Origin of the sequence: Ilyobacter polytropus DSM 2926, assembly GCF_000165505.1 — a bacterium.
GTDB lineage: Bacteria > Fusobacteriota > Fusobacteriia > Fusobacteriales > Fusobacteriaceae > Ilyobacter > Ilyobacter polytropus.
This window is the reverse complement of the sequence record NC_014633.1, coordinates 234,240-251,643: the sequence shown is the minus strand read 5'-3', so window position 1 is coordinate 251,643 and position 17,404 is coordinate 234,240. Positions and strand designations below refer to the sequence as shown.

The 17,404-nt window shown below is 34.1% G+C and carries 13 protein-coding genes and 12 tRNA genes; 5 read left to right on the top strand and 20 right to left on the bottom strand.

The window, feature by feature from the left end; all coding sequences use genetic code 11:
- Positions 1 to 81 precede the first annotated feature (81 nt).
- Positions 82 to 1,515, bottom strand: coding sequence for a leucyl aminopeptidase (locus ILYOP_RS11140; protein ID WP_013388602.1), 1,434 nt, complete (start codon positions 1,513 to 1,515; stop codon positions 82 to 84).
- 260 nt (positions 1,516 to 1,775) lie between these two features.
- Between ILYOP_RS11140 and ILYOP_RS11135 the strand changes: the two genes are divergently transcribed.
- A complete protein-coding gene (locus ILYOP_RS11135) occupies positions 1,776 to 2,564 on the top strand; it encodes a formate/nitrite transporter family protein (RefSeq protein ID WP_013388601.1) in 789 nt (262 codons plus the stop codon).
- Between the two features lie 65 nt (positions 2,565 to 2,629).
- On the opposite strand, the gene ILYOP_RS11130 is transcribed toward ILYOP_RS11135, so the two are convergent.
- The 14 genes from ILYOP_RS11130 to ILYOP_RS11065 all read right to left on the bottom strand — a co-directional run bounded on the left by ILYOP_RS11130 (position 2,630) and on the right by ILYOP_RS11065 (position 6,411).
- Positions 2,630 to 3,994, bottom strand: coding sequence for a diguanylate cyclase (locus ILYOP_RS11130; RefSeq protein ID WP_222838887.1), 1,365 nt, complete (start codon positions 3,992 to 3,994; stop codon positions 2,630 to 2,632).
- Between the two features lie 419 nt (positions 3,995 to 4,413).
- Complete coding sequence (locus tag ILYOP_RS11125; RefSeq protein WP_013388599.1) at positions 4,414 to 5,208, bottom strand: toxin-antitoxin system YwqK family antitoxin; 795 nt, start codon at positions 5,206 to 5,208, stop codon at positions 4,414 to 4,416.
- 144 nt (positions 5,209 to 5,352) lie between these two features.
- Positions 5,353 to 5,436, bottom strand: a tRNA-Leu gene (locus ILYOP_RS11120).
- A 7-nt stretch (positions 5,437 to 5,443) separates the two neighbouring features.
- Positions 5,444 to 5,519: transfer RNA gene (locus ILYOP_RS11115), tRNA-Thr, on the bottom strand.
- Between the two features lie 23 nt (positions 5,520 to 5,542).
- Positions 5,543 to 5,619, bottom strand: a tRNA-Asp gene (locus tag ILYOP_RS11110).
- Between the two features lie 20 nt (positions 5,620 to 5,639).
- Positions 5,640 to 5,715 (bottom strand) — tRNA-Val (locus ILYOP_RS11105).
- Positions 5,716 to 5,723: 8 nt separating this feature from the next.
- Positions 5,724 to 5,798, bottom strand: a tRNA-Glu gene (locus ILYOP_RS11100).
- A 4-nt stretch (positions 5,799 to 5,802) separates the two neighbouring features.
- Positions 5,803 to 5,878 (bottom strand) — tRNA-Gly (locus ILYOP_RS11095).
- Positions 5,879 to 5,885: 7 nt separating this feature from the next.
- Positions 5,886 to 5,961: transfer RNA gene (locus ILYOP_RS11090), tRNA-Thr, on the bottom strand.
- Positions 5,962 to 5,983: 22 nt separating this feature from the next.
- Positions 5,984 to 6,060, bottom strand: a tRNA-Asp gene (locus ILYOP_RS11085).
- A 21-nt stretch (positions 6,061 to 6,081) separates the two neighbouring features.
- Positions 6,082 to 6,166, bottom strand: a tRNA-Tyr gene (locus tag ILYOP_RS11080).
- A 5-nt stretch (positions 6,167 to 6,171) separates the two neighbouring features.
- Positions 6,172 to 6,246 (bottom strand) — tRNA-Glu (locus ILYOP_RS11075).
- A gap of 8 nt (positions 6,247 to 6,254) precedes the next feature.
- Positions 6,255 to 6,330: transfer RNA gene (locus tag ILYOP_RS11070), tRNA-His, on the bottom strand.
- 5 nt (positions 6,331 to 6,335) lie between these two features.
- Positions 6,336 to 6,411 (bottom strand) — tRNA-Gly (locus tag ILYOP_RS11065).
- A 346-nt stretch (positions 6,412 to 6,757) separates the two neighbouring features.
- Between ILYOP_RS11065 and ILYOP_RS11060 the strand changes: the two genes are divergently transcribed.
- The 4 genes from ILYOP_RS11060 (at position 6,758) to ILYOP_RS11045 (ending at position 9,694) form a co-directional block, all read left to right on the top strand.
- Positions 6,758 to 7,051, top strand: a complete 294-nt coding sequence (locus ILYOP_RS11060) for a transposase (RefSeq protein ID WP_083789061.1) — start codon at positions 6,758 to 6,760, stop codon at positions 7,049 to 7,051.
- The gene (locus ILYOP_RS11055; RefSeq protein WP_148223647.1) at positions 7,030 to 7,935 is read left to right on the top strand and encodes an IS3 family transposase; all 906 of its coding nucleotides are present in this window, start codon (positions 7,030 to 7,032) and stop codon (positions 7,933 to 7,935) included. Before ILYOP_RS11060 ends, ILYOP_RS11055 begins: the two co-directional genes overlap by 22 nt.
- 173 nt (positions 7,936 to 8,108) lie before the next feature.
- Positions 8,109 to 8,711 (top strand): hypothetical protein, encoded by a 603-nt coding sequence (locus ILYOP_RS11050; RefSeq protein ID WP_013388598.1) that lies wholly within the window; start codon positions 8,109 to 8,111, stop codon positions 8,709 to 8,711.
- A gap of 371 nt (positions 8,712 to 9,082) precedes the next feature.
- The gene (locus ILYOP_RS11045; RefSeq protein ID WP_013388597.1) at positions 9,083 to 9,694 is read left to right on the top strand and encodes a sigma-70 family RNA polymerase sigma factor; all 612 of its coding nucleotides are present in this window, start codon (positions 9,083 to 9,085) and stop codon (positions 9,692 to 9,694) included.
- 15 nt (positions 9,695 to 9,709) lie between these two features.
- Here ILYOP_RS11045 and ILYOP_RS11040 read toward each other — a convergent pair whose 3' ends face one another.
- The 5 genes from ILYOP_RS11040 to ILYOP_RS11025 all read right to left on the bottom strand — a co-directional run bounded on the left by ILYOP_RS11040 (position 9,710) and on the right by ILYOP_RS11025 (position 17,307).
- Positions 9,710 to 12,169 carry an AMP-binding protein gene (locus ILYOP_RS11040; RefSeq protein WP_013388596.1) on the bottom strand — a complete coding sequence of 820 codons (2,460 nt, stop codon included), beginning with the start codon at positions 12,167 to 12,169 and terminating at the stop codon, positions 9,710 to 9,712.
- A gap of 224 nt (positions 12,170 to 12,393) precedes the next feature.
- Positions 12,394 to 14,877, bottom strand: a complete 2,484-nt coding sequence (locus ILYOP_RS11035; RefSeq protein ID WP_013388595.1) for an AMP-binding protein — start codon at positions 14,875 to 14,877, stop codon at positions 12,394 to 12,396.
- Between the two features lie 114 nt (positions 14,878 to 14,991).
- Positions 14,992 to 15,138: a hypothetical protein gene (locus ILYOP_RS15875; protein ID WP_013388594.1), complete on the bottom strand. Its 147-nt coding sequence runs from the start codon at positions 15,136 to 15,138 to the stop codon at positions 14,992 to 14,994.
- Between the two features lie 82 nt (positions 15,139 to 15,220).
- Positions 15,221 to 16,567 (bottom strand): sensor histidine kinase, encoded by a 1,347-nt coding sequence (locus ILYOP_RS11030; RefSeq protein WP_013388593.1) that lies wholly within the window; start codon positions 16,565 to 16,567, stop codon positions 15,221 to 15,223.
- 71 nt (positions 16,568 to 16,638) lie between these two features.
- Entirely contained in the window at positions 16,639 to 17,307 is a 669-nt protein-coding gene (locus tag ILYOP_RS11025; RefSeq protein WP_013388592.1) for a response regulator transcription factor, read from the bottom strand.
- Between the last annotated feature and the right edge of the window lie 97 nt (positions 17,308 to 17,404).

Genomic DNA, 17,404 nt, shown 5'->3' with positions numbered 1-17,404 from the left:
ACATTTTTTATCTTTTTAGTATTTTAACACATAATAATAAAAATATCAATAGTCCTAAAAAAAACTATAAACAGGATGACATTATTTTGTCTTTAGATAACCGTATAGAGACCTAACCATATTTCCCGTAGCTCCTTTAGGAAAATAGTCCTTCCTAGCAGTTACAAAGGCCGTCCCGGCTATGTCTATGTGCATCCAAGGGATTCCTTCTGAGAATTCCTCTATAAATTTCGCAGCACTAGGAGCACTTCCCCATCTTCCTCCTGAGTTTTTAAGGTCGGCAATATCTGATTTTACAAGCTCTTTATAGTCATCAAATATAGGCATTCTCCATAATTTTTCTCCGAATACCTCTCCTGAGTTTTCAAGTTTATTATACATTGATTCACTATTACTGAATACTCCTGTTACTGTTGTTCCCAGAGCTACGACTATACCCCCTGTAAGTGTTGCTATGTCTATAACTTCACTTACTTTTTCATTTCTTACTATATAAGTAACTGCATCTGCAAGGGTTAATCTTCCTTCTGCATCTGTATTTGTTACCTCTATTGTCTTACCTGACATACTTCCTATGACATCCCCAGGCCTGTATGCATTTCCCCCTATAGAGTTTTCACAGGCAGCTATTACGGCGATTATATTTTTCTCCACCTTCATCTTAGATGCTGCACACATAGCCCCTATGACAGTGGCAGCCCCTCCCATGTCACACTTCATCTCTAGCATGCTGTCACTAGGCTTAAGAGAAAGTCCACCTGTATCATAAGTCAGACCCTTACCCACAAGTCCCGTTATTTTATCAGGATTCTTTTTATCCCCGAAATATTTCATTATAATAAGTCGTGGTCTTTTTTCTGCAGCACGTGCCACCGAAAGAAAAGCTTCCATTCCAATTTCACCGATTTGATATTCTTCTAGGACTTCTACATCAAATCCAAATTTTGATCCTAGTGTCATAGCTTCAATTGCAAGAGTCTTAGGATAGATAACATTTGCAGGTTCATTTACAAGGTCTCTAGTTATATTTACAGCCTCACCTAAAACTTGCCCCTCTATAGTCCCGCTCTTTGCTTCTGGATCAAAATACTCCATAACAAGAGGCTTGTCATTTTTTGCCTCTGTCTTATATTTTCCAAACTTATAATTTATATGATAGGCCGCCTCTGCAATGGCATCTATATTTTTTAGCTTATCCTCTTCAGAACTTATAAGTACCTCTCCAGAAAAATCCTTTAGAGCCTTGTACACTGACTTTATTATAGAGTCACGTGTCACATCTTTTTCCTTCCCCACTCCTACAAGAACCATATTAATAAGATTCCCGTATTCTAAAAAACTGGCTTCTAAGGTTTCTCCCATTTTAGCCTTAAACTTTTTTTCATCAATAAGCTTACTCAAAAGAACTTTATTTTCATCTGATATAAAGTTACAAACTTCTACTTTACCTTCAGTATAAAGAATCACATTTTTAGAATAATTTTTTTTAAGATTTTTTACAATTTTAAAATACATAATTTCTCTCTTTCTGTTGATTTATTTTTATTACCAATTAATGTTATACACCTATTAACAAAAAATGGCAATTTTAACTTTTTTCTTCTTCAAGTTCATCACATATTTTTTCTTACCAAGACTTTTATTAATTTGTACTGATTTTTTTTATAAGGCTCTCATACCATTTATTCTTGACTTTTTATGCATAAAAAAGTATAATGCACTTCGTTGTTAAGTAGTACTTTATTTTTTCTAAAATTTTACACAGGAGGAAACAGATGAACAAGAGTTTTTTAAATACAGTAGAATGTGCTGAAGCCGTTGTAAAACTGGCCATAAAAAAATCCCACACCAAGCCTTCAAAGGTTTTTCTGCTTGGGTTTATGGGAGGAATCTTCATCGGTCTCGCCTATGTGGCATATATAACCGTTTCCCAGACTTTAGGAGGAAATTTTGACGCTGGTTTTGCAAAGTTTATGGGTGCCACAGTATTCCCAGTGGGGATAATGCTTGTTCTTTTTGTAGGTGGCGACCTTTTTACTGGAAACAACCTGGCCTTTATTGGTTACTGTACAAAGGATGTCTCTCTGAAAGAGGTTTTGACAAACTGGATATCTGTATGGTTCGGTAACTTCACCGGGAGTATATTTGTGGCCTGGGTGGCCTTTATGGCAGGAATTTTCAAAAGCCCCGCTATGCATGCAGCAACCGTAAGTCTGGCTGAGCACAAGGTTCACCTTACATTTACAGAGGGACTTTTTAGTGGTTTTCTTTGTAATATTCTAGTGGCTTTAGGAGTATGGATGACATTTTCTGCCACAGATTCCATAGGTAAGATTTTTTCAGCCTGGTTTCCAATTATGATGTTTGCCTTATCTGGATACCAGCACATCGTTGCAAACATGTTTGTTCTTTCCATAGCAAAGATGATAGAGCCTTCCATTTACAGCGCGGGGACTGCTATCACTCACAATCTCTTCCCGGTAACAATAGGGAACCTTCTTTCAGGAGGAATATTTATTCCTGTTATTTATTATACACTTTATCTCAAAAAAGAAAACCAGTAAGAAGACGCTTCATGGCGTTTTTTTACTGGTTTTTTTACTCTCAATCTTCTGAAAAAACTTATATTTTAACAAAGAAAAAGAGAATCCTTGCTTTTCTTCTTCGATTCCCGAAGGCTCTGATCTAACCTTTTGTAAATGCTGCTAAAGGTATCATCTTTTTTACTTTCTGCAACTCCTGTACTTATAATAAAATTGACAGGTCCCGGGTCTAAATCTAAAATATATTTTTCTATTCTTTCTGAAATTTTTACCGCATCATTTTCAACGGTCTCAGTCAATATAACTATAAATTTCTCATTTCCCAGGTTATAAAGTTGATCTATATCTCTTATGCTTTTATTTATCGTCCTCGAAATTTTTGACGAGATCTCCTCTACCCACAGCTCGGCAACGCTATTTTTTATACTGTCTAGATTTGAAATCTTAAAGATCAAAAGAGAAAAAGGAGTTGAATATCTTTTATAACGCTCTATCTCCCTGTATACACAGTTTTTAAGTTCCTCTTTTTTATTTGGATTGTGTCTGCTTTCAAGCACCGAAAACTCAGATAATTTTTCTGCAATAGCCTGAGTATTTTCATAAACATCAAAAGTATTTAAACCAAGACTCAGTAATTCTTTCACATTTATCAATAATTTCAGCCATTTTTCTTTAAAAATACTCAATTTTGCTCCGTGAAGGTGAAATAAAAATATTGTTTTTTCCATATGGATTTTATTTTCTAATTCTATAGTAGATATCACCAGAATATCTTTATCATTTAGAAAATTTTGCACATCTTCAAATCCTTCTATAATCTTATCCTTCTCGATAATCATAAAATCATCTGAGATTTTATTTAAAAAATCATTTTTTATTAACGACCTTTTTATCTCATCTTCTATAGGATTTTCCAATGATTCGGAACTCTCGGAAAAAACCTCATTACCTTTTCCAAATTTCACCACAGTGGTGCTGAAGACCTCTGACGGTTCTGATAGCACAAACAAAACATGTTTTAGAAAGTCACTCAGACTTTCAGAAAAAAGAAGGGCATTGTTTATTTGGGATTTTATATATAAGCTTTTTTTCAAAAATATTTCTTCTTCTAACAAATTCTGCATATACTGGTTAGATCTTATGAAATAGTGAATTGTCTTTAGCTCACATCTTGTATTTAAAAACTCCCCATTTTCATCATAGACACTTATACCGTTCAATACCGCCTCTATTACAACGCCGTCTTTCCTTTTGATTTTCAAGGGTACATTTTCTATGCATCCGTAATCTCTGAGACGTGGAAAGTCCTTTTTCACATTCTCTCGGCTTTCATCGAGCAAAAAATCCTTGAAAAATTTTCCTATAACCTCATCTTCTCTATACCCGGTTTCCTTTAGCCAGTTCTCATTGACATAGATTATCTTGCCATCCTTTTGCAGCATTTGAAACATTGAGCTTTTAGGCTCTGCGTATTTAGCATTATACTTTAGAATTTTAGAGTCCAAAGCTTCACCTCGTACTTTCTTATAAATTAAAAAAAGTTAAAATATAGCTTCCCTACTTTATACCGATAATCCTTTGTCCGATTTATTTAAAATACAAATCTATTCTTGATAAAGTAAATCTAAATTTTTTTGGTGTCAGATTTATGTCAATTTCAATTAATAGATTTATTCTAAATATATTCTATCTTTCTTTTTATTTTGTTAATTAATTTTTATATGTAATTTTATAAAAAAAGCCCAGGATTAACCTAGGCACAGTTTCAAAAAATTTTCAGTAACATTAACTTTGTGATTATAGCAAAATAATAAATGTAAGTCAACAAATTCCGGTTTAATAATTTTTTCATCTTTATTTTTATATTTCATCAATAAGTTCGCATTATATTGTCTACCTTTCCATCAGAATAACTTTCTACCCTATATAGATTCCCATCAATATCATATAAGTATACTTCGCCTTCTTCTTCACCATTTTTCCAAATAGACTTTTCACTTATATTTCCATTTTCATGATAAAGTAATGTTATCCCATCTTGCCTTCCATTTTTAAAGTTTATTACTCCTTTTGTGTTTCCGTTTTCATAATAAATCATTGCTGTACCGTCTAATTTACCGTCTTTCCAAGTTGATGTACCCTCTATTTTTCCATCTTCATAGTAACCTGTTATCTCCCCCTCTAGTTTACCGTCTTTCCAGTTGGATTCTTCACTTATTTTCCCGCTTTCATAATAATGTATTACCAGTCCCTCTATTTTTCCATCTTTCCAGTTGGACTTTTGTCCTATTTTCCCGTTTCTATAGTAATATACTGTCTCACCTTCCTGCTTACCATTTTTCCAATTTGATCTACCCTCTATATTTCCGTTCTCGTAGTAAATCACTACTTCTCCTTCTTGTTGACCGTTTTTCCAGTTGGATTCTTCACTTATATTTCCATTTTTATAGTAAAATATTCTTTCACCTTCTAATTTACCTTCTTTCCAGTATGATTTTACTTCTAAGTTACCGTTTTCATAATAAACCAGCATCTTCCCGTCTAGCTTGCCATCTTCAAAGTTTGCTGTTCTATATAAATTACCATTTTCATAATGTACCGTTACTTTTTCTGAGTAGGAAGCAAGACTTAGAATCAGAAATAAAAATAATATTATTTTTTTCATAAAAAAAACACCTCTTCATTCTTTAAATTCCTACCATCTATTTATATTTTACCGCCTATTTTAAATAGTTCCTCCTGCAATAAAAAAAAGTAGCCCTTAAGCTACTTTAAGATTTAAATATTATAGTCACCGTAGTGAAATTAATGGTGCGGAGGGGGAGACTTGAACTCCCACGTCAAAGACACTAGATCCTAAGTCTAGCGCGTCTGCCAATTCCGCCACCCCCGCGTTTGAGTGGTGCCGCTTATCGGAGTCGAACCAATCACCTACTGATTACAAGTCAGTTGCTCTACCAGATGAGCTAAAGCGGCATATTTTATTTTTTTTGATTTAATGGCGGGAGTGACGAGACTCGAACTCGCGACCCCCGGCGTGACAGGCCGGTGCTCTAACCATCTGAGCTACACCCCCACTAATTATATCAAATTTTATGGTGGTCGCAACAGGACTTGAACCTGTGACCCCCTGCTTGTAAGGCAGGTGCTCTCCCAACTGAGCTATGCGACCATATTTTTTGGTACCCCGTAGGAGAATTGAACTCCTGTCTCCAGAGTGAAAATCTGGTGTCCTTACCACTGGACGAACGGGGCTTATTGGAGCGGGAAACCAGGTTCGAACTGGCGACATTCAGCTTGGAAGGCTGACGCTCTACCAACTGAGCTATTCCCGCATAATTATGGTGCCGCTTATCGGAGTCGAACCAATCACCTACTGATTACAAGTCAGTTGCTCTACCAGATGAGCTAAAGCGGCATATTTTATTTTTTTGATTTAATGGCGGGAGTGACGAGACTCGAACTCGCGACCCCCGGCGTGACAGGCCGGTGCTCTAACCATCTGAGCTACACCCCCACTAATCATATCAAATTTTTATGGTGGTGAGAGAAGGATTCGAACCTTCGAAGGCGGAGCCGGCAGATTTACAGTCTGCTCCCTTTGGCCACTCGGGAATCTCACCATTTATGGTACCCCGTAGGAGAATCGAACTCCTCTCTCCAGAGTGAAAATCTGGTGTCCTAACCGATGGACGAACGGGGCTTATAATATGGGGTGAACGACGGGACTCGAACCCGCGACAACCAGTACCACAAACTGGCGCTCTACCAACTGAACTACGCTCACCACATTGGAGCGGGAAACCAGGTTCGAACTGGCGACATTCAGCTTGGAAGGCTGACGCTCTACCAACTGAGCTATTCCCGCATACATTGTGCCCCTTAGGACAGGATTAATAATATCACAGTCAAAAAAGAATGTCAATATTTTTTTTATTTTCTATATTCGCTATATTTTTTCATAAAAAATACCTGAATATTTTCCTTTATTTCATCTAAAATTTTAACAAAAAATCAAATTCAAATACATCAATTTTTGAAATATAAAATTTGAGTTTTTATTCTTGATAAATTACTGAATTTATCCGTTACTTTTCTTTACAAGAGAAAAGTAACCAAACCATTACATAATCAAAACTGGTGTTATGATGGTTTAGTAGACAGTTTAGCACTCAAAAATATATAATAAAAAATAAACATATTTAGGAGTGGCTATGATGGAAGAAAAAAGAAGATATGCAAGATTTTCAGAGGAGAAACAGAAGCAAATCGCTGAGCTTTCTTTCCTTAAAATAAAAACAAAGGTAGAGCTATCAAATGAATACGGTATTACCACTAATACTGTTGCTGCCTGGGAAAAGAAATACTTTGGAGGTCCTAAGAAGGACATGGAGTTAAGCGCTCAAGACAAAGAAATTATCAGGTTGAAAAATCTACTTAAGGAAAAAGAAGAGGATATAGAGATCTTAAAAAAGGCTACAGCCATATTCTCAAGGAAAAAAAGATAACTAAGAGGGAACTCTTTATCTTCGTTGAAATACACAGAAATGTTCATTCTATATCTCAGATATGTAGAGCCCTAGAAGTCTCTCGAAGTGGTTTTAATAAGTTTCAGAATAACAAAACTACTGAGAGAAAGAAAAAGGATCAAGGGATTCTAGATAGTATTCTAGAGGTCAGAAAGAACAGACATAAGAGGAGCTATGGAGCCCCTAGACTAAAGGTTGAGCTCAAAGATGAATATGGCATAATAACAAGCGAAAGACGAATAAATAGAATAATGAAAGAAAATGATATATCAGTTAATTCTACCAAGAAGTTTAAAACAGGAAATGAAAAGAGTAAAAGAGAAAATATCACAGGAAATATTGTAAAAAGAAAATTCAAAGTAGGTAGAAAAAATGAGGTCTGGGTTACAGATATCACATATATTTGGACAAGCGAAGGTTGGCTATATTTAAGCACAATTATGGATCTTTTTTCTAGAAGGATTATCGCCTACGATATAGGTAAGCGCATGACTAGTGAGTTAGTAATAGATACTTTAACAAGGTCATTTTTACTGGAGGAACCAGAGGAAGAACTGATAATTCATAGTGATCAAGGATCGCAATATTCGAGTAGGGAGTACTCTAACCTTGTAAAGAAGCTAGGATTAATCCAATCTATGAGTAGACGTGGGAACTGTTATGATAATGCAGTAATAGAATCCTTTCATGCTTCTTTGAAGAAAGAGATGATTTATGTAGAAGGTTTAGTAACTAAAAGGTATATGAAGGCAATGGTATTTGATTACATAGAATTTTATAATAAAGAGAGGAGACACAGTTTCTTAGGAAATGTCTCCCCTGTTGAGTTTGAAAAAATACAGAAAAAATTGGTGTTAGGTTGACTACTATATTGACAGAAGACCAAAACAAACATCTTAATTTACACAGATAATTTACAGGCAGTTTCAGGAATAACTTTTTAACATGTCAAAGTATTTTTGTTACCTTTAAAATATATAGACATTTAAAAGATTTCATTCTAAAATACATATTAAAAGGAAAAGGGGGATTTTAAATGCTCAAAAAATCAAAAGTTGAAAATTTTGACTATAAAAAAATTTTTAGATACGATAAAAAAAGTGATTCTTATATTATTGATATCTCCATAGATATATACGGTGATCTTTACAACGAATGGGACTTCTCTCCATTTAAGAGACGTGACTTAGACAGTAATCTTATAGAATACCTTGAAGAATCCTCCTTTGAGATTCCATTGAAACACGACCTTATTATAAATTTCTTTATGCCCGAAGAAATGAAAGACATTGAAAAGGAGCACCGTAGTCTCATCGGTCTGAAAAACTACTTTAAATATATGCTATTCAGGACAGAGTCTGAAATAAGAGTGCATAATATCAGAGCTTTTAAATATGCCCTGATAGGTATAATATTGGTTTCAATATCTATATTTTTCCAAAATTATATAAATAAAAATTTATACCTAGAAATTTTACCTGAAGGCTTTTATGTAGGAGGCTGGGTTTTTATATGGGAAATGTTTTGTATTATAGGTTTCCAAAATAGTGAAAGAAAACAAAAAATAAAAGAATACAAGCGACTTATTAGCTCTAAACTAGACTATATCTATTATAAAGAACCATTTGAAAAGTTTTAAAAGATTACACTTACTGGGGTTTGTTAACCGTTTACATTCCTTTTTCACTATAGTAATAATTTGACATTCTTTGGGTTATATACTATCATTATATTAGGCATTTTTTTCTGAAGGATAATAATAAATTGATTTTTAAATGAATAATTTGTAGTTTTAGCAATCAAAATGTTGATATTAAATCAGAATTTAACCTAGCTTGTATATTTAAACAGAAATGACAATTTGCAATTTGGAGAATCTAACGGGGGGATCAATCAGATTATAAATTACTTCAAATGGCTATTGTTTTTATTTAAATAAAAATAGCATAACAAAAAATTGGAAACTTTTTATTTAAAGGAACAGTTTTGGTTGGAAGAGGGGAGTTTAAGATGGAAGTCAATTTGGTTAAGATGGCTCAAGAGGGGGATCAAGAAGCGGTTACTGAGATTTTCAACAAGTATAGGGGACTTGTTTTAATGAAGAGTAAGAATTACTTCCTAAACGGAGCCGACAGAGACGATTTATTGCAAGAGGGAATGATAGGTCTTTTAAAAGCCATAAGAGCTTATGACGAAGGAAAAAACACATCTTTTAATACATTTGCATCTCTATGTATAAAAAGACAGATAATAACAGCTATAAAAAATTCTAATTCAGGTAAGCATCGCATGCTTAATCTGGCTTCTAATGGATTTTATGAAGGTGAAGAAAGTAACGTTTCATACGAACGTAAGTCTTTTAACTTTTATAACCCAGAAGAGATATTTTTAGGAAAAGAAAAATTAGAAGCTTTGAAAAAATACTTAAATGATAATTTAAGTAAAATGGAAAACGAAATCTTTGATTATATGCTATTGGGGAACAACTATATTGAGATTGCTGAAAAAACAAGTAGAAAAATAAAATCTGTGGACAATGCTATTCAAAGAATCAAAAAGAAAGTTAAAGGATTTTTGGAAGATTACGAACTTCTGAGAAGATTGGAACTAGGGGAACTCTAAGAGTCCCCATTTTTTTTACCCTTCTACCCAATCTTTTATTTCATCCATTACTTTTGAAGAAATCTCATCATAATTTAATTTACCTGGATATATTTTATCGAAAAATTTTATATGAAGTTTCCCTGATTTGGGGATCTTGGCTCCTGTAGGAAAGGCCTCATAAGCCCCTTTTATACCAAAGGGAGCAATTGGTATATTAAGTTCCTTTGCGATTATTGCAAAGGATTTTTTAAATTCCCCGATTTTCCCGTCTCTACTCCTAATCCCCTCTGGAAAAATAACTATATTTTTACCTTTTTTTAATGCCTGTGCAATTAACTGTAGTGACTCAGAAAGATTTTTATTGATGTCCACCACCAGTATATTTGCATTTTTCCCAAGAATTTTCATAATAGGAGATTTAAAATGTTTAACCTTTGCCATATAGTAAGTTTTTTTCAGAATTTTCCCCGGAAGGGCTTCATTTAAAATAAATCCATCTATAAAACTTTGATGATTCCCCACAAATATACAAGGTTCCCTAGGAATGTTTTCCAAAGTTTCCTTTTTCAAATTCAAACGGGACATAAATAATAATTTCAGAATTTTCTTCATAGCTGATCCCACTATATTGGATTTGGGGAGTTCAATATCAACTTTTTTATTTAGAATCTCCGACCAGTTAAATTGTTTTTCATTAAGCTCACCGGAATTTTCCTTTAAATAATAAGAAAGCTTTTCCAGAGTTGGATTTTCTGAAATAGTTTTTTCATCACACCTCACTCCAAAACTAGACTCAATATATGCCAAAACTTCCACCATATCCAAAGAATCAAGACCTAGATCTAATTCTAAATGTGAATCTGGAAATACAGATATATTTTTAATTTCAGAAAGGAATTTTTTTAATAATTTATACTGCTGGAAGTTCGGCTCCTTTATTTCAACCTCTATTTTTGTATTTTCTTTCAATAATTCTGAAATTTTAAATCTTCTGATTTTTCCAAGTTTTGTCTTTGGAAGTTCTTGCTTTACTATTTTTATATCCAGTATTTTTTTGTAACTCGGAGCCTGGATATTATATTTGTCCACAGCTCCCCATTTAAGAGTTTCTTTTATATTATTTATACCCTGGGCAGAGATTAAATTAAAGTCAGGATAAATAACAGCTGTAAGTATCTTGTTGTTTTCCACCAACGCTACTTCTTGGATTATGTCTGTATTTTCCATAAGTTGTTTTTCTATCTCTATAGGATTTATGTTTTTACCATTGGATAAAACTATCATCTCTTTTTTTCTTCCAGTGACAAAAATAATATCTTTTTTTAGGTAGCCTAAGTCGCCTGTATGCAGCCAACCTTTTGAATCTATTACCTGGGATGTCTCTTTAGGCTTATTATAATACCCTCTCATGACATTCCGTCCTTTTACAAGTATCTCTCCGTCCTCTGATGTTTTTACATTAATTCCCGGAAGAATCTTCCCTGCAGAACCTGGAATAATCTCCGTATCAGGATTAAACGCTATCATCGGAGCAGTTTCCGTCATACCATAGCCTTCACATATTCTCATACCCATAGCTGTAAAATCTTCCGTGAGATGAGCATCAAGTTTTGATCCCCCAGAAACTAAAAATCTGATATTCCCTCCAAATTCTTCATGGACTTTTCTAAATATCATTCTGCTGAATTTTTCATTTTTTAATTTCTTTGAAAGTTTAAAAAGAAGTTTTGCCGCCTTGCTGGAGTTTATTTTTCCCATAATCCCCTTATGAAACATCTCCCACAGTCTAGGAACTCCTAATATTATTGTGATTTTATGCTCTTTCAAACTATTTTTTATTCCCTGAGATGATATGTCCTTTAGGAAAACTATTGTAGACCCTTTGTAAAGGGGAAGAACCCCCACGCCAAGTAATGGAAATATGTGATGCAGAGGTAAAATCCCCAAGATTACATCACTTTCCCTAAACATGTTGTATTTATCTAGACTTTCAATATTTAGGAGGATGTTGTCCATTGTCAGCATTACACCTTTTGGATTACCAGTTGTACCTGATGTGTAAAGTATAAGAGAAACATCATTTCTCTCAGGAGATTTTAAAAGTTTCTCCTTTGTAAAATTGTAATTTATCTTTATTTCATCTACATTTATAAGCTGTGTATCCAGTCCGGATATTTGACAAGCTTTTGTAGCAGCTGTTATAGTTTCATTCGAAACAAAAACACACTTTGGAGCCGAATCATTGAGATAGTATGAAAATTCTTTCTCATCAAAACTGGCATCAATACACACACAGATACCTGACCTGTCCCAAACACCCAAAAATGAATAGATATATTCAGGTCTATTTTCCATAAATATCATTACTCTGTCACCTTTGCATATATCAATATCTTCACTTATAAATTTAGCAGCCGATATGATATCACTGTATGAAATCTCTTTTCCTTCATATATAATTGCACTCTTTTCAAAATCCCTTATAAACTCCACTTTTTCTCCTTTATAATGAATTGTATAAAATTATAAGAAATTATATCATAAAAGAAGTGCAATGACAATTTCAAGAGTAAGACACCGTAGTATTATAGTATATAAAATACAGATTGAAAACACATGACAACAAAATATCTGATGATCATTACTATCAAAACTAAATTTTTAAAAACTATTGATAATTTTTTATCAAAATATAAAATGCTGCCCAAGGCAGCATTTTAAGATTTTTTTATCCACTTATCTATCGTATCTTTCGTTTCGTTTATTATTTCTTCTAGTTCTTTTCCCTCAGGATCAACTGCCGGGAAGAAATTAAGTCTCATTTTCCCTCGTTGTGGAAATGATTTTCCATACGGCATAGCCTCATAGGCCCCGTCTATTCCAAATGGAACAATAGGTATATTTAGCTCTTTTGAGAGTATGGCAAAAGACTTTTTGAATTCTTGGATTTCTCCATCCCTTGTCCTTGCTCCTTCAGGAAATATTACAAGATTTTTCCCACTTTTCAAAACTTTTGCCGCTATTTGAAGAGTTTCTTTCAAGTTTTTATTTATATCTACAATGACAACATTACCTCTCTTTGCTAAGAAAATCTTCAGAGGAGTCTTAAACTGGACTACCGTTGCCAGGTAATATGTTTTTTCAAGTCTTTTGTTTGACAATGCTTGATTAAAGGCAAATCCATCAGCAAGACTTTGATGATTTCCTGCAAATATACAAGGAGTATCCGGTATATTTTCCATACCTGTCTTTTCAAGGCTTAATCGGAATTTAAATATAGGGGCCGTTAAAAGTTTGAATATTTTGCTAGCAATAGCAGATTTTGGCAGATCAACCTCTATATCCTTATTAAGGATGGTATTCCAGTTTATATCTCCCTCACGATATTCTCCACCTTTTTCTCTTATGAATTTGCATAGATCCTCTATACTTCCTATGTTTACAAATTCATCCTCTTGTATCTCCACCCCAAAGGAGTTTTCTATAAAGGATAATATCTCTACTAAATCCAGGGAATCAAGACCTAGATCAAGCTCTAAATGTGATTCAGGAGTCACATCCACCCCGTGATTTTCCTTCAGATACTTTTCTATCTTCTTATATTCATTGGTTTGGAGTTCTTCTGAAACTTTTTTATCAGTTTTTTCCTCCTGCTTATCCTCGCTTCCCTCTATAAGCTCACTTAGCTTAAATCTTCTGAGCTTACCAAGTTTTGTTTTCGGCAGCTCCTCTTTCACGATTTTTATCTCTAGAATTTTACGGTACTTAGGAGCTGTTACATTGTACTTATCTATGATCTCCCACTTCAGTGTCTCTTTGATATTGGTTATATTAGCTTCTTTTATAGCTTCAAAATCAGGATAAACAATTGCCACAAGGTGTTTGTTATATTCTGTAACTGCCATCTCTTTTATGAGCTTGGCATCCTTCATTATCTCTATTTCAATATCTGCCGGATTTATATTCTTACCGTTAGATAAAACTATCATCTCTTTTTTTCTACCGATAAGATAAAGATGTCCATCACGGAGTTCACCTAGATCACCTGTGTGAAACCAGCCGTCAGAATCTATCACTTGGGAAGTAGTTTCTGGTCTGTTGAGGTAGCCTTTCATCACATTGAGTCCACGTGCCAATACTTCACCGTCATCTGATATTTTCACCTCTACACCTGGTATAGGTACTCCTGCAGATCCCATCCTGGCATCATCCGGGTTGTTAAATGTAATTATGGGAGAGGTCTCAGTCAGGCCGTAACCCTCTAGCATTTTAAACCCTAAAGTAGTCAGATTCTTCATTATATCTGGATCTAACTTTGCCCCTCCTGAGGCCATTATTCTCATACTGCCCCCAAAAGCATCATGTACTTTTTTAAATATTTTTTTTCTGAGCCATTCAAACTTTATCTTTTCACAGGTTCTGAAAAGGTATAAGGCAGCCTTGCTGCTGTTTATCTTATTCATAATCCCCTTGTGTAAGAGCTCCCATAGTCTAGGTACCCCTATCATTATGGTTATTTTATATTTTTGTAGCGCTTCCCTTATGGTCTCTGAAGATATTTCATCTAGCATAACCACCATAGAGCCGTTGTGAAATGGAGCAAATAAGTTTATAACCAGGGGAAACACATGATGATAAGGAAGAAGTGCAAGAAACCTGTCATTTTCATCATAAAGTTTTATTTTTTTTAAAGCATCTAGATTGGACATGATATTTCCCACTGTGAGCATTACACCTTTTGGATTACCAGTTGTTCCAGAGGTATAGAGGATAACTGCCACTTCCTCTTTTTCCGGGGAACTAAGAACCCAGTTTTCCACCTGAAAATTTTCAGGTATAATAACATCCTCAAATTTTATTATTTTTACATGAGAGTCAGAAAGTCTTTTGGCCTCTAAAGCTGTATCATAGTTTTTCTCAGAAGTAAAAATATATTTTGGGTCGGAATCAGATAGTACATAAGCAAGCTCCTCAGAACTATACCCTCCGTCAGCATTAATAGAAACTCCGTTTTTTTCCCATATGGCAAATACAGAAAAAGCTATTTCAGGTCTGTTTTCTGAAAAAACAACTGCCCTCTTGCCTTTTTCCAGGTCTAAAAGTGTGGAATAATATTTAGCACCCTGTATCAGATCTTTGTAAGTGTATTCTTTATCTCTAAAAAATATGGCTGTCTTTTCGTAATCTCTGACAAATTCCATACAGTCCTCCTAAAATCATTATAATTAAAATTTCTTCATAAACCTTAATACGCAGTTTAAATTAATTATCTTTTTTAAAACCTGGAATTTATACTAAATTTAACATAAAATATTTTAAAGATTATCTACTAGGTACTCTAATTCCTTTTTATCCTTTGCAGACAGGTCATATCCTGACTTTAGCTTTTTCAAAACCTCAGATTCACATGCACTCATAGACTTTTCCAAAACTTTTATAAGCATTCTTACATAAAAATCCATATATTAAAACCTCCATTTTTTTGTTTATTTCAGATAAAATCATTGTAGCATAAATTTTACCAAAAAATAATAGCGAGGGATATTATCCGCCCTCGCTATATCTCGGAAGAGATATTTTAAAAATACTTCCAACACCTTCTTCACTATAAATTTCAAGTTCTCCCCTGTGAAGATGGATAATGTGTTTTACAAGAGATAAACCCAGCCCTACACCAGATTTTTTTACTGTTCTCACACTGTCCTCTCTGAAAAAACGCTCTGTTAATCTTGAAATATTCTCTTTTTTTATTCCTATTCCGCTGTCTTCTACTACTATTTTGACCAGTTCTTTGGTTTTTTCTCCGTATACCCACACAGAACCGTTTTTCTTGTTATATTTCACTGAATTGTTGATGATATTCATTATTGCCTGTTTTATGCTGCTGCTGTCCCCCATAACCAGTTCATCCTCTATAGCAGAAAAGTCCCATTTGAGATCAATGTCTTCATCTATGGCAATTATCTCCATAATGTCACAAATTTCCCCTCCTACCTTAGATAAATTTACAGGTTCAAAGGATGCTTGTATCCCCTGAGGATTTTTTGTAAGAGTCAGTAGATCTTTGGTTATACCTATAAGCCAATCCATCTCTTCTAGTACTTTTATAAGGGTTTCCTGATATTCCTCCTTCGTCCTGTCTTTGGAAAGTTCGATCTCAATCATACTCTTCATAGAGGTCATTGGTGTTTTAAGCTCGTGACTTACATTAGAAGAAAACTCCTCCATTTTCTTAAAGGAATCCTCCATGGTTGCTATTGAATGATTTAGAGTGTTTATAAGGGTGTCTATTTCATTGTTCCCATACCTTTTATTAAATCTAAGAGAAAGATCAGGAACTCTCTCTCCCTGGAGAGCCACTCCAAAATCATCAAGCTCTCTAAGAGCATTGAAAATCTTTTCCATTGTAAAATTTATCATGGTAACAAAAAAAGTAATAAGAACCAACATTGTAATTGCCATTATATAACTGGAAAAATACCTTGTATTGGAAATATAGGATATATCCTTAGCCACAATAAGTCTACTTCCATTGGGGAATAAGCTATTTCTAGGAATTTCAGACATCATCAGATGATATCTCTTATTAGGCACGATAACCACATCAAAGACTTCTTTTTCAGCATCTGAAATTTCTTCTATTATCAGTGCTGAATCTTCTAGACTAAAGGCTTCCATATAGATGCCGTTATTATTTTTATCAACAACGACAAACGAAAGATCCTTTCTCAGTTCACCTGCATTTACCTGCAAATCGAACTCTTTATTTTTTACAAAAGAGTTGAAATTTTTGACTTCTGTAGCCAGCTCTTTATCAATTTCATTCATAATCAAAAGCTGGATTGTATAGTTGAAAAGTAATAAAATCATTACTATTGCTACAATTGCCATAAGTGAGCTTATAAGAAAGATCCTTCCCCGCAGTTTATCTTTAGAGAAGACAATCTCTCTCAGACTAAAAATTAAGCTTTTAATATATATCCTACTCCTCTCACAGTGTAGATCAACTTGTCGTCAAAATCCTTGTCTATCTTCTTTCTAAGGTGGTTTATATAAACATCTACTACGTTAGTATCAGTTAGAAAATCTATATTCCATACTTTTTCAGCTATCATTGTTCTTGTGAGCACAAGATTCTTGTTTCTTATAAAATATTCTAATAAAGAAAATTCCTTTAGTGTAAGTTCTATGTCTTTCCCGCCTCTTTTCACCTCTCTGTTCAAGAGATTAACTGTGAGTCCTTTGGCTTCGATTATATTTTCTTTATCCTCAGAGTTTCTTCTTAGTACCGCCCTGATTCTTGCCAAAAGTTCTGCAAATACAAATGGTTTCGTCAAATAGTCATCGGCTCCTGCATCTAAACCTTCTACCTTATCCTGAACCTGATCTTTTGCAGATAAAAGTATTATATAGGCTGGATTTTTTTCTCTTCTGAGAATCCTGCACACCTCTAGACCATTTATCTTTGGTATCATCACATCTAAAATCACGAGATCATAATTATTTATTGATGCGAGATAGATGGCGTCCTCTCCGTTTCCTGCAACATCAACCTTATATCCGGCCTCTGTCAGACCCTTTTTAAGGTAGGTCATTATATTTTGTTCATCTTCAACAACAAGTATTTTCATAAAAGATCACCTTTCCCCCGTAATAATATTTTTGGTGCTTTTTAGCTTGATTCTTAAAAATTCCCCTAATTTTAAAAATTCCTGTATAACTTTATTT